General features: G+C 31.2%; 14 protein-coding genes and 1 pseudogene. 12 read left to right on the top strand and 3 right to left on the bottom strand.

Annotated elements, in window-relative coordinates; translation table 11 throughout:
* Nucleotides 1-225, top strand: a pseudogene (locus Q326_RS18670) (hypothetical protein); the annotation flags it as partial.
* A 63-nt stretch (nucleotides 226-288) separates the two neighbouring features.
* On the opposite strand, the gene Q326_RS0106600 reads toward Q326_RS18670, so the two are convergent.
* Nucleotides 289-642, bottom strand: a complete 354-nt coding sequence (locus Q326_RS0106600) for an ArsR/SmtB family transcription factor (RefSeq protein ID WP_026894659.1) — start codon at nucleotides 640-642, stop codon at nucleotides 289-291.
* A gap of 219 nt (nucleotides 643-861) precedes the next feature.
* Here Q326_RS0106600 and Q326_RS16885 point away from each other — a divergent pair, with 219 nt between their 5' ends.
* Entirely contained in the window at nucleotides 862-1,743 is an 882-nt protein-coding gene (locus tag Q326_RS16885) for a LysM peptidoglycan-binding domain-containing protein (protein WP_034601437.1), read from the top strand.
* A 40-nt stretch (nucleotides 1,744-1,783) separates the two neighbouring features.
* On the opposite strand, the gene Q326_RS0106590 is transcribed toward Q326_RS16885, so the two are convergent.
* Together Q326_RS0106590 and Q326_RS0106585 are read right to left on the bottom strand one after the other, a co-directional pair.
* The gene (locus tag Q326_RS0106590; protein ID WP_026894658.1) at nucleotides 1,784-2,041 is read right to left on the bottom strand and encodes a CPF_0552 family protein; all 258 of its coding nucleotides are present in this window, start codon (nucleotides 2,039-2,041) and stop codon (nucleotides 1,784-1,786) included.
* An 81-nt stretch (nucleotides 2,042-2,122) separates the two neighbouring features.
* Nucleotides 2,123-2,389: a hypothetical protein gene (locus tag Q326_RS0106585; protein WP_034601434.1), complete on the bottom strand. Its 267-nt coding sequence runs from the start codon at nucleotides 2,387-2,389 to the stop codon at nucleotides 2,123-2,125.
* A 267-nt stretch (nucleotides 2,390-2,656) separates the two neighbouring features.
* Here Q326_RS0106585 and Q326_RS0106580 point away from each other — a divergent pair, with 267 nt between their 5' ends.
* The 10 genes from Q326_RS0106580 (at nucleotide 2,657) to Q326_RS0106535 (ending at nucleotide 12,177) form a co-directional block, all read left to right on the top strand.
* On the top strand, nucleotides 2,657-3,256 hold the full coding sequence (locus Q326_RS0106580) for a coiled-coil domain-containing protein (RefSeq protein ID WP_026894656.1): 600 nt from the start codon (nucleotides 2,657-2,659) through the stop codon (nucleotides 3,254-3,256).
* Nucleotides 3,257-3,275: 19 nt separating this feature from the next.
* On the top strand, nucleotides 3,276-4,532 hold the full coding sequence (locus Q326_RS0106575; protein ID WP_026894655.1) for an NAD(P)H-hydrate dehydratase: 1,257 nt from the start codon (nucleotides 3,276-3,278) through the stop codon (nucleotides 4,530-4,532).
* Nucleotides 4,533-4,545: 13 nt separating this feature from the next.
* On the top strand, nucleotides 4,546-4,989 hold the full coding sequence (locus Q326_RS0106570; protein ID WP_026894654.1) for a CBS domain-containing protein: 444 nt from the start codon (nucleotides 4,546-4,548) through the stop codon (nucleotides 4,987-4,989).
* Between the two features lie 30 nt (nucleotides 4,990-5,019).
* Nucleotides 5,020-5,631, top strand: coding sequence for an outer membrane lipoprotein carrier protein LolA (locus Q326_RS0106565; protein ID WP_026894653.1), 612 nt, complete (start codon nucleotides 5,020-5,022; stop codon nucleotides 5,629-5,631).
* 42 nt (nucleotides 5,632-5,673) lie between these two features.
* Nucleotides 5,674-6,846, top strand: coding sequence for an alanine racemase (alr, locus tag Q326_RS0106560; protein WP_026894652.1), 1,173 nt, complete (start codon nucleotides 5,674-5,676; stop codon nucleotides 6,844-6,846).
* 162 nt (nucleotides 6,847-7,008) lie between these two features.
* Nucleotides 7,009-7,284: a CopG family ribbon-helix-helix protein gene (locus Q326_RS0106555; protein WP_026894651.1), complete on the top strand. Its 276-nt coding sequence runs from the start codon at nucleotides 7,009-7,011 to the stop codon at nucleotides 7,282-7,284.
* Between the two features lies 1 nt (nucleotide 7,285).
* A complete protein-coding gene (locus Q326_RS0106550) occupies nucleotides 7,286-7,633 on the top strand; it encodes a type II toxin-antitoxin system PemK/MazF family toxin (protein ID WP_034601431.1) in 348 nt (115 codons plus the stop codon).
* Nucleotides 7,634-7,991: 358 nt separating this feature from the next.
* Complete coding sequence (locus Q326_RS0106545) at nucleotides 7,992-9,347, top strand: phenylacetate--CoA ligase family protein (RefSeq protein ID WP_026894649.1); 1,356 nt, start codon at nucleotides 7,992-7,994, stop codon at nucleotides 9,345-9,347.
* A gap of 100 nt (nucleotides 9,348-9,447) precedes the next feature.
* Nucleotides 9,448-10,491 (top strand): P1 family peptidase, encoded by a 1,044-nt coding sequence (locus tag Q326_RS0106540; protein ID WP_026894648.1) that lies wholly within the window; start codon nucleotides 9,448-9,450, stop codon nucleotides 10,489-10,491.
* A 51-nt stretch (nucleotides 10,492-10,542) separates the two neighbouring features.
* Nucleotides 10,543-12,177: an amidohydrolase gene (locus Q326_RS0106535; protein ID WP_034601428.1), complete on the top strand. Its 1,635-nt coding sequence runs from the start codon at nucleotides 10,543-10,545 to the stop codon at nucleotides 12,175-12,177.
* The last annotated feature ends 21 nt before the right edge of the window (nucleotides 12,178-12,198 follow it).

Raw genomic sequence — 12,198 nt, 5'->3', positions numbered from 1 at the left:
GGTTGCAGTGCCTTTGACTTAGAGCCGATAACTAAAAAGACATATGATAAATCTCGTAGAGTAGTAAGAGGACTATTTAAGTCAAGTTTTGGATTGGTAAATTCGGACGTGAATGGTAGTCTAAACATATTAAGAAAAGAAGAAAAATGTATTCCCAAGTTAGTTGAGACTATGAGGGATAAGGGCAAGTGTTCTCGCCCGTTAAGAATAAGGGTTGCCTGCTAAGGTCGAAAGTTAAATACCAAACTTCTTACAAAGAAGCCACCGTTGCTTGTCTCGGTGGTAAGTTCACTTGTGATTTATGTGGGACAATCCTGTATATACTATATCTTTTATATGCTGATCATCTAATGAATAGAAGACCATTTTTCCTTCCTTTCTATATTTAACTACACTATTTTGTTTTAACATCCTTAGTTGATGAGATACAGCCGATTGACTAATATCTAGTATATTGGCAATATCATAAACACACATTTCCGATTGAAATAGGGCACAGATAATTTTTATCCTAGTGCCATCTCCAAAAACTTTAAAAAAATCTGCCAAATTATAGAGATTTTCTTCATTGGGCATATTTTCTATAACCTTAGTTACAATATCTTTATGTATTGCTGATTCAATACATGAATTTTTATTCATATCAAATTCCCTCCACTATATATGAAAATATATTCACATGTATATATTATAGTATACATTATAACCTTTGGCAATAATGCTAAACCTTTGAATCAAAAGGCAAATGATGAAATTGTAATAATATTGGGATATTATTGCTTGTCATGGTTTAATTTACATAAAGGTTATGAAGGAGGATTATAGAATATAGATTGCAGACTAAAATTTAGGAGGTAGTATATGAAAAGATTCATGAAAAAAATTGTATTAGGAACTGTAGCAATTACTATTATAGGTGCAAATTCTATGTCCTATGCATGGAACTATCAGGTAAAATATGGTGATACATATTGGAAACTAAGTAATAAGTATGGAGTATCTTTAAATAGTATGATGACTGCCAATAATGCCAATCAGAATACTACAATATTTCCAGGTCAGTATATAATTATTCCAGAGAGCAATAATTATTTTTATTATACTGTGCAATTTGGAGATACATCTTGGAATGTAAGTGATAAATTCGGAGTAATTATGAAGGATTTTCTGAACATTAATAATATGGATGAAAATGACTACCTTTATCCTAAGCAAAAGGTAAAAATACCTATAAATAATGTGCCCATAGTAGAAAAAGCAGGAGAGAAATATGGAGAATATCTAGACTGGTGGAGTGGAGCACGATACGTTGTGCCCCGAGGAGCAGTATTTAAAATTGTAGACTTTTATACAGGTGAGTATTTTATGGCTAAAAGAACTGTAGGCTCTAATCATGCCGATGTAGAGACTTTAACTTTGGAAAACACAAAAAAGATGAAAAAAATATGGGGAGGAAGTTTTAATTGGGAAAAAAGACCTGCTATTATAGAATATAATGGTAGAAGAATAGCAGCCAGTGTGGCAGGTATGCCCCATGCAGGTGATGACAGAGTAAAGGGAGGAGCTTATACAAGCTGGAGAAGCGGAAACTATGGATATGGTATTAACCTTGATTATGTAAAAAATAATGGTATGCATGGTGTTTTTGATGTGCATTTTTTAAATAGTACTAGGCATAAGGATGGAACTGTAGATAAAACTCATCAAAAAAATATAAAAATATCAGCAGGAGTGAAAAAATAATAGGGTTAATATAGTTAATAAAAGGGGCCAAGGGCCCCTTTTAAAATTCCATTTTTCGTACTATTATATTGTCCAATTTAGATAATTCTTCTTCTAATTCTTTGCATCTATCTCCACAATTATTCACAAGTTCTAAAATTATAAGGCCCTTTTCTGTACAGTCCTGATCATATTCTTTTTGTTGATGGAGTCCTAATCTAGTTTTAATTATACATCCATGCTTAGTAAGTAAATTTTGGACTTGTGAAACATTATCAAACCTATTATCCACTTGTATCCCCAATACAATCTTTTTCATATAAATCCCTCCAGTATAATATATTATTTTAATATTATTATATAATACTTTACAAAATATTCAAATTCATTCAAAGATTTCTTATTCGAACCCTGAAAATATACTACCTCCTCCTTCAAAGGATATAGTTATGTTTATGGTAGTTGTTGGATTTATGTATATTGTAAGCTGTGCTGCAGTGGCTTCTCTACGAGTTCCTGGAGAATATTCTATATCAAAGGGTATACGGGCCTTTATTAATAGATTTATTGCTGCATTAAGTTTTCCTATAGTTACTAAATCGGAACTTATTAAACTTTTAAAGACATCTGTTGATATGAGATTGAATATCTCTTTATTTATATTCATAGAAAACGCCTCTTTTATTAATTATTGATTAATAACTATCTTTTATTAGTATATGTAAATTTGTATAAAAAGCCATAATACGTTTATAAAACTAGGCTAATATACTATTTAACAATATTTATAGATAAGATATAATTTAGGTATATAGATACAGTTCTTAGTTCTTAGCTGTTAGTTATTAGGAAATAGAGTTTGGCTACCACCCCTAAGACCTAAGACCTAAGACCTAAGAACTAAGAACTAAGAACTAAGGAAAGGGGAAAAGTGATGTTTTCTAAAGATATAGATATAGACTATAATAATATTATGAAAAACAATGTACCTTTGCTCATAAATGATGAAATTTGGAAAAAACTATTTAAAGATGTTAAGGACAGGAGTATAAGTGCATATAGCGAACAGTTAAAGGAATTAACAAAAGAAATGAAGGAAACTAATAGGAGTTTGTCTAAATTAAAGAAAGAAAAGGGAAAAGTAATGGCATCCATATTGAATTATTCTCATAGGATTAATAATAAACATGATGAAAATGCGGTAATTAATCTAGATGAAAGTCAACAAAGACTGATAGAAATAAATGAAAAAATAGAAGAACTTACCTTTAAGTCGGAAACCCTTCCTAATGAAATAAGACAAACTAATTTTGAACTGTTGGAGGCGACAATAAAGCAAGGCTATAAAATACTCAAAGAAGATGGTAGAAAACTAGAGGAGGCTAATGAAGAAGTAGAACAGTTGAGAAATAGGCTTAAGGTGTTGATTGATGAAAAAAATGATTATGAAGAGAGAATAAATATGATATATAGGTTTATTCATGGTATAATAGGACCAGATGAGATGGAAAAATTAGACAAAAAAATGCTTTGAAAATTTGGAGAGATGCATAATGATTAAGGGGAATGGAATAGATATAATAGAAGTAAATAGAATAGAAAATGCATTGAAAAAAGGAGATAGGTTTTTACAGAAAATATTTACAGTAAAAGAGCAGAAATATATACATCAGAAAAATGATAATACAAAAACTATAGCAGGTATGTTTGCTGCAAAGGAAGCTGTTAGTAAGGCTATAGGTACTGGTATAAAGGGGTTTTCATGGCATGACATTGAAATTAGCCATAAAAAAGAAGGAACACCTATTGTGAATCTACATAATAATGCATTAATTATGGCTAAGGAGTTGTACATTTCACAGATACATCTGTCCATAACTCATATAGATAAATATGCATTGGCATTTGCTATATGTGAAGAAGAAATAGATGAAAAAGAACATATTATAAAAGATATAAGAACAAGTATTATGCTTCCAAATAGAGATGTTTCCAGTCATAAAGGTAGTTTTGGAAATGTAGCTATAATAGGAGGAAGTATAGGCATGACAGGGGCTAATTATTTGGCATCCACAGCTGCATTGAGGACGGGAAGTGGTATTGTTCGCTCTGTAATACCTAAAAGTCTTAACACTATAATGGAAATAAAAACTACAGAGGTAATGACAGTGCCCATTGAAGACTATGGAAAGGGTAGATTTGTATTAAAATCATTGGAGTATTTGAAAAATTCTGTTAAGCAGTCGGATGCTATTGGATTGGGACCAGGGTTGAATATAGATATAGATATAAAGGCAATAGTTAAGGATATATTATTGTCTATAGATACGCCCATAGTATTAGATGCCGATGGATTAAATTGTGTAGCTGAAGATATGGATATACTAAAAGATAGAAAAGGAACTACTATAATAACTCCACATCCAGGTGAGATGTCTAGACTGGCCGATGTGGATATATCAGCTATACAGAAAGATAGATTGTATTGGACAAAAAAAATATCTAAAAAATATGATGTAATCGTGGTTTTAAAGGGTAATAATACTATTGTAAGCTATAAAGATAAGTATATTGTAAATACAACAGGAAACCCAGGTATGGCTACTGCAGGAAGTGGAGATGTGCTTACTGGCGTTATAACTAGTTTTATAGGTCAAGGCATACCAGCATTTGAATCAGCTTGTTTTGGCGCATATATTCATGGTCTATCTGGAGATATGGCAGCATATGATAAGGGAGAATATGGCATTATTGCTGGGGACATAATTAATTATATTCCCTATGCGATAATGTCTGTTATGAAAAATTAAGGAGGTGTTTTCTTTGAATGCTAAAGATATAATGACAAAAGAAGTTGTAACGGTAAACCCCAATGATACTGCAGAAAAGGTGACAAAAATTTTATTGCAACAAGAAATAAGTGGCGTACCAGTAGTAGATGAGAAAAATAAGGTGGTAGGTATTGTAACAGAGGCTGATCTAATGTTCAAAGATAAAGATATAAAAATGCCTGCATATATTTCATTATTAGGTGGATTCATAATGTTGGAAAGCATAAAAAAATTTGAAGGACAGCTAAGGAAAATGGCCTCTGATAAAGTAAAAGATATTATGACTACTCCAGTTATAAAGGTTAAGGAGAGTGATGATATTAGGAGCATAGTAAATATAATGTTAGATAAGAATATAAATAGAGTGCCAGTAATTAATGATGAATATGAATTAGTGGGAATTATAGCTAGATCAGATATATTAAAGTATATATAAAGGGTTCAAATATTGAAAGGAGGTGTATTTTTGAACCGATTATTGGTTGGTTTGTTGATTTTTACGCTACTATTAATTGGATGTACAGAGCCAACTAATGATGAAGTTTCCTATGAATTACAAAAGAAATTGAATAATATGCAATCGTATAGCTGTGTTGGAGATATTCATACATTAAGTAATAAAGATAAAAGGGTATATAGAGTTAAGGAATTCTATGAAAATCCCAATAAATACATAATTGAATTTGTCAATAAAAATGATAAAATAGAACAGAAGATTGTAAATGATGGTGAAAATGCCTGGATACACAACCCTCAAATCAAAAATGATTTTCTTATTAAGAATATTGAACAGATAGAAGAATATAATACATATATGGGAAAGTTTTTAGAAGACTTTATTACTGGAGAAGATTCACAGATTAATTGTAAAAATATAGACGATATAGAATATTTTGTATTGACGACTTCAGTAGGTGGAAGTAATAAATACAGGGATTATGCTGAACTTTGGATAAATAAAAAAAATTTTTCCCCTTTAAAGATGATAATTTTAGACAAAAATGATAAAATTACAGTAGAAGTTTATTATGAGGATTTTATATATAATCCCGATATTGAAATAGATAACTTAAAATAATGTATTTTTGACAATCTAACAAAAGAATGAGGGGGAAGTGTAATGTCACAAAAAGAAACTAGACCTGTTTGGGCAGAGATTAATTTAGATAATTTAGCCCATAATATAAAAGAAGTGAGAAGGATTACAAGGAAAGAATCTTTAGTTACTGCGGTAGTTAAAGCAGATGCATATGGGCATGGAGCCGCAATTGTTGCCAATACATTTTTAAAGAATGGAGCAGATAGATTAGCTGTTGCAACATTATCAGAGGCTATAGAATTAAGAAATTCAAATATAGAAGCTCCTATTTTAATATTGGGATATACCCCTGAATATCAGTCTAAAGCCTTAGTGGAACATAATATAATTTCTGCAGTATATAAATATGAACAAGCTAAAGCTATTTCAGATGAAGCTATTAAACTTCAAAAGACAGCTAAGGTTCATGTGAAAGTGGACACAGGTATGAGCAGAATAGGATATTTGCCTAATGAGGATTCTGCAGATGAAATACTAAAAATGAGTAATCTTCCTAATTTGGAAATAGAAGGATTGTTTACACATTTTGCATTAGCTGATGATGAAGATAAAACTACAACTAAAATACAATTTGAAAGATTTCAATGGATGGTAAGTGAATTAGAAAAGAGAGGTATTAAAATTCCCATCAAGCATGTGTCTAATAGTGCAGCCATAATAGATTTACCTGAATATAATATGGATATGGTTAGAGCTGGGATTATTCTTTATGGATTATATCCTTCAGAAGATGTACATAAATCCAGAATAGATCTAAAACCTGCTATGACACTAAAAGCAAAGATATCCCATGTGAAGGAAATAGAAGAAAATACAGGAATTAGTTATGGTCATATATATGTCACAGACTCTAAGACTAAGATAGGAACAGTACCCATAGGATATGCAGATGGATATACTAGACTTCTTAGTAATAAGGTGGAAGGTGCGATTAATGGTATAAGAGTACCAAATGTGGGAAGAATATGTATGGACCAGTGTATGTTTGATATAACTAATATAGAAAAGGTATCTCCAGGAGATGAGATATTGTTATTTGGAGATGGTTCCAAAAACGAACCTCATATAGATGAAATTGCTTCTATGTTGGGAACTATAAACTATGAAATTGTATGTATGATTTCAAAAAGGGTTCCAAGGGTTTATAAAGAAGCAAATGAAATAGTTTACATAAGAGACTACATACTAAAATAAAAAAGTTAAATACATTTTTTTATAAATCTCGACAGTCTTTTTAGGTTGACATAACTTAAGAGACTAATATATAATCTAGTATATGCTGAGATAAGTATGAATATAATAAACCTATAAAATGGTAACATGTCTGCTATTATATGTAAACCTGGAGGTGCTGGTATGGCCGAAACAAAACGAATTATGATAAGTTTACCCGATACCTTACTTAAGGAAATCGATGGCATAATATGTATTGAGAAAAAAAATAGGAGTGAATTTATCAGAGAGGCCATGAAACTGTATATAAGAGAAAGAAAAAGAGTTCAAATCAGAGAAGAACTTAGAGATGGGTATATGGAAATGGCTAGTATAAATCTAACATTTGCTGAGATGGGTTTAGAAAAAGATAATAAAGACCTCTGTAAATATGAAGCCAATTTGACAGGATGTGAATGATTTGATTAAAAGAGGAGATATTTTCTATGCCGATTTAAGCCCAGTTATTGGCTCGGAGCAAGGTGGAGTTAGACCTGTATTAGTGATACAAAATGATGTGGGGAATAAATATAGCCCCACCACCATTGTATCTGCTATAACATCTCAGATTAATAAGGCTAAATTGCCTACTCATATAGAGATTAAAGCTACTGAATATGGACTTCCCAAGGATTCAGTTGTTCTTTTAGAACAGATAAGAACTGTAGATAAGAAGAGACTTAGGGAAAGAATTGGTGAATTTGATGAAGATATGATGGATAGAGTTAATGAGTGCTTAAAAATAAGTATTGGATTAATAGACTTTTAATAAAATTTAAGATTTTATTTTGATCAATATGTAAATTGATTATTAATTGAAACAAAAAACCTAGATATTTTCTAGGTTTTTGTATTTTTTGAACCTAGTTTCTACAAACTTCCTTTTTACTTTCTTTAGATTCCTTACTTTACCACTAAGCGATTCACTCCAGATCATAATAAAGATTTGGGTTCTCTGCTTATACCATCAACTACTAACTACTAGCTAATACCTACTAACTAATACCTATCTATCCCTTTATTATAATCATAACAGTTTAAAACCTGAAATTTCTTCAGGTTTTTTGTTTTGTAAATTATTTTAAGTGATATAATAATTTTAAAGTTAAAAAATAGAGGTGAAATAGATGGGATTCAACAAAATTTTTATAGATAAATTAGTATATCCATATATGGAAAAACACAAAGCTAATAAGATTAGACAATATATAAGGGAATTAAAACATAGTGACAAGCTATCTAGTCAACAGATATATAAATTACAGCGTGGAAAATTAAAGAAATTATTATTGCATTGTATAGATAATGTGCCTGCATATGAAGAATTTAAAGATTTGAGGGGAGTAATAAATAAAGATCCTTATGAGGGATTGAGACAGATATCTGTGTTGACAAAGGAAAAGTTTTTAATAGATCATGATAGATATATTAGTAAAACTGTAGATAAAAATACTTTGATACATAATAATACAGGAGGATCTACAGGGGAGCCAGTGAAATTTTATTTAGATAGATATACTGTGGAGCATTATGAAGCTGCTAGGTGGAGGAGTCTATCGTGGTGGGGAATAGAACCCAGTGATCCATCTGTGATGATATGGGGTTCGCCTATTGAACTGTCTAAGGCATCGGATATTAAGTATAAATTAAAAGAAAGATTTCTTAAAAATAGGATTATACTTCCTGCATATGATATAAATTCTAAAAAAATGAATGAATATGTAGATAAAATAAATAAGTTTAAGCCGAAATATATCTATGGTTATGCATCAGCACTATATGCATTTTCAAAAATATTGATGGATAAAAATATATATGTAAATATACCTTTGAAGGGAGTACTATCTACAGCAGAAACACTCCATGACTATCAGAGAAAAGCTATAGAAAGGGCATTTAATTGTCCTGTAATTAATGAGTATGGCGCTAGAGATGGTGGGATAATAGCATACCAATGTCCCAAAGGACATATGCATATATCTGCTGAAAATTTAGTGCTAGAAATAGTTGATATACAGACTAAAAAACCTGTTGAAATAGGAAATAGGGGATTAGTTTTAGTAACAGATCTAAATAACTTTGCTATGCCTAGATTAAGATATCAATTGGGGGATATGGCCATTATATCTAATAAAGAGACCCAATGTGAGATTAATCTTCCTATATTAGAGTCTATAGAAGGTAGAGAAGATGAAATGTTTATATCTAAAGATGGAAAAATGGTACATGGACATTATTGGAATCATATAGCCAGAAATATGAGTAGTATAAAACAGTTTCAATTTATACAGCATAGCAATGAGAAGGCTACTCTCAAGGTGGTTAAAAGTAGTAAGTTTAAACAAAAGGATATAGATAATTTTGTTGAAGAAATTGAAAATGTTTTAGGAGTAGAAGAGGTAAATGTAAAATATATGAAGGATATTCCCACTTCAAATTCTGGTAAAATTAGGTATGCAATAAGGGAGTTTGACATTGACTAATCACAATATTCTGAAATAACGATCTATTATTAAGGATAGCATATAAAGATTGCCAAATAAAATGTAATACTATTTGAAATATCTAAGGGAGATGTCTAATATGCAGGGAAAAAAAAGAATAGACAGCTATGGAATAAATATTGGCATATTACCAAAGGGCAAAAAAAATAAAATTACTGATGTTAAGGGTATAAGGGTAGGTCATTGTACCATTGATACCTCTGAAAATAAAACAGGTATAACAGTAATATTGCCAACAGAGGATAATATATACCAAAATAAGCTAGTTGCTGCATCACATGTAATAAACGGATATGGAAAAACCTTGGGACTTATACAAATTGATGAGCTAGGAACCTTAGAGTCTATCCTTGCGTTAACTAATACATTAAATGTGGGATTAGTACATGATGCAGTGGTGGAATATATGATAGAAAAATCTAAAAAAGATGGACTTGAAATTAAAAGTATAAATCCAATAATAGCTGAATGTAATGATAGCTATTTGAATGATATTCAAATGAGAGCAGTAAAACAGGAGCATGTATTTAAGGCTATAAAAGATGCAAAAGTAGATTTTCAAGAGGGAGATGTGGGTGCTGGAAAGGGTATGAGTTGTCATCAGTTAAAAGGTGGAATTGGCTCTGCTTCAAGGACTATAATGCTAGATGATGAAAAATATACTGTTGGTATTTTAGTACTGTCTAATCATGGAAAATTAAAGGATTTGACTATTGATGGGAGAAATGTTGGAAGAAAAATCTATGAAGAACTAAATGTGGAAGACAAAAATAGTCTGGGATCTATAATATCTGTTATAGCCACAGATATTCCCCTTAGCAGTAGACAATTAAAAAGAATATGTAAAAGAACAGTAGTAGGATTATCAAGAACAGGATCTTTTATAGGTAATGGAAGTGGTGAAATAGTTATTGCTTTTTCTACTGGAAATACCATTAGATATGATCAAGAGATTCTTTCATTAAAGGTTATAAATGAGAATAAAATAGATATAATTTTTAGAGCAGTAGCTGAATGTGAGGAAGAAGCAATATTAAACTCTATGATTACTGCTAATAGAGTGGTGGGCATAGGGGGGAAGATTAGGGAATCTTTGAAAAATGTTTTGGATGGAAACATGTGATTAATATTATAAGTATTTGGGGTGGAATCAGTGATTTTAGGAGGGAAGATCGTGGATATTATATTGTTTAATGGTGATGTCTATACTCTAGATGATGAAGGAACTAAAGCTGAAGCTATTGCTATAAAGAAAAATAAAGTTTATGCTATTGGAAATAACAAAGACATACTTAAATTAACAGATAAGGATACAAGACTTATAGATTTACAAGGTAGATTTGTAGTCCCAGGATTTATAGATAGTCATATGCATTTATTAAACTACGGTTATACTAGAGCAAAGGTGGATTTAAATAATGCCTCTTCAATAGATGATTTGATAACCTTGGGAAATAATGCCAGGGAAAACAGGGATTTAAAAGAAGGCGATTGGATACTTGGAAGAGGGTGGAATAATGATTTTTTTACAGAGAATAGATTTCCCAATAGATATGATTTAGACAAAATATCTACTGAATTTCCAGTGTGTTATACTAGGGCCTGTGGTCATGTGGCTGTTGTAAATTCTAAGGCATTGGAAATAGCAGGTATCAATAAAAAATCTCAACAGATCTCAGGAGGAAAATTTGATATAGATAAGAGTGGAGAACCCTTAGGTATATTTAGAGAAAATGCATTGGATTTGATTTATGGAATCATACCAGATCCAGACATTGATAAAGTAAAAGAAATGATAACTAAGGGCATTGACGATGCTGTTAAACAAGGGATTACTTCAATACAAACAGATGACTTTGAACAACTTCCTAAAAAGGAGTATGAAAAAGTAATAAAGGCATACACAGAATTGGTTGAAGAAAAAAGATTAAAAGCAAGGATTTATGAACAGTGTCTAATACCAGATATTGAAAGGTTAAAAGAGTTTTTAAATAAGGGATATAATACGGGATGGGGAAATGAATACTATAAAATTGGACCTTTGAAATTGTTGTCAGATGGTTCTTTAGGTGCTCGCACAGCTTATATGACAGTTCCCTATGTAGATGATAGCCAGACAATGGGAATACCTGTGTTTTCCCAAGAAAAATTGGATGAATTAGTGATGACAGCACATGATGAAGGAATGCATGTGATTATTCATTGTATTGGTGATGCAGCTATGTATATGGCATTTAAAAGCTTTGAAAGGGCCTTGAAACAAAAGCCAAAGAAAGACCATAGACACGGAATAGTCCACTGTCAAATAACTGATTTAAACTTATTAGAAAAATTTAAAAGATTAAATATAGTAGCCTATATACAACCTATATTTTTACATTATGATATGCATATAGTAGAAAATAGGATTGGCATTGAAAGGGCTAAGCATACATATAATTGGAAAAGCATGATAGATATGGGGATTCATGCCCCAGGAGGCTCGGATGCACCAGTTGAAAAATTTGATGTACTTCCAAATATGTATTCAGCAATAACAAGGAAAGACCTTAATGGATACCCCAAAAACGGGTGGCTTCCTGATCAAAAGATAGGAGTAGAGGAGGCACTAAAAATGTTCACTATTGAGGGTGCGTATGCATCATTTGAAGAAGATGTAAAGGGGACGTTAGAAGTGGATAAATATGCAGATATTGTAGTCCTTGAAAAAAATTTATACAAAATAGAACCAGAAGAAATAAAAGATGTAAAGGTAGATTTAACCATCGTGGGTGGTAATATTGTTTACCATAGAAATAGTCAGTGGTAATATTAAGATTATTGAAAGGGC

This window comes from Clostridiisalibacter paucivorans DSM 22131, assembly GCF_000620125.1.
GTDB classification, from domain to species: Bacteria; Bacillota; Clostridia; order Tissierellales; family Clostridiisalibacteraceae; genus Clostridiisalibacter; species Clostridiisalibacter paucivorans.
This window is presented reverse-complemented; position numbering and strand designations above follow the sequence as displayed.

Excerpts from the sequence above, each read along its gene's own strand:
- Q326_RS0106600 (WP_026894659.1), bottom strand. The coding sequence starts at position 642 with ATGAATAAAAATTCATGTATTGAATCAGCAATACATAAAGATATTGTA.
- Q326_RS16885 (WP_034601437.1), top strand. The coding sequence starts at position 862 with ATGAAAAGATTCATGAAAAAAATTGTATTAGGAACTGTAGCAATTACT.
- Q326_RS0106590 (WP_026894658.1), bottom strand. The coding sequence starts at position 2,041 with ATGAAAAAGATTGTATTGGGGATACAAGTGGATAATAGGTTTGATAAT.
- Q326_RS0106585 (WP_034601434.1), bottom strand. The coding sequence starts at position 2,389 with ATGAATATAAATAAAGAGATATTCAATCTCATATCAACAGATGTCTTT.
- Q326_RS0106580 (WP_026894656.1), top strand. The coding sequence starts at position 2,657 with ATGTTTTCTAAAGATATAGATATAGACTATAATAATATTATGAAAAAC.
- Q326_RS0106575 (WP_026894655.1), top strand. The coding sequence starts at position 3,276 with ATGATTAAGGGGAATGGAATAGATATAATAGAAGTAAATAGAATAGAA.
- alr (WP_026894652.1), top strand. The coding sequence starts at position 5,674 with ATGTCACAAAAAGAAACTAGACCTGTTTGGGCAGAGATTAATTTAGAT.
- Q326_RS0106555 (WP_026894651.1), top strand. The coding sequence starts at position 7,009 with ATGGCCGAAACAAAACGAATTATGATAAGTTTACCCGATACCTTACTT.
- Q326_RS0106545 (WP_026894649.1), top strand. The coding sequence starts at position 7,992 with ATGGGATTCAACAAAATTTTTATAGATAAATTAGTATATCCATATATG.
- Q326_RS0106540 (WP_026894648.1), top strand. The coding sequence starts at position 9,448 with ATGCAGGGAAAAAAAAGAATAGACAGCTATGGAATAAATATTGGCATA.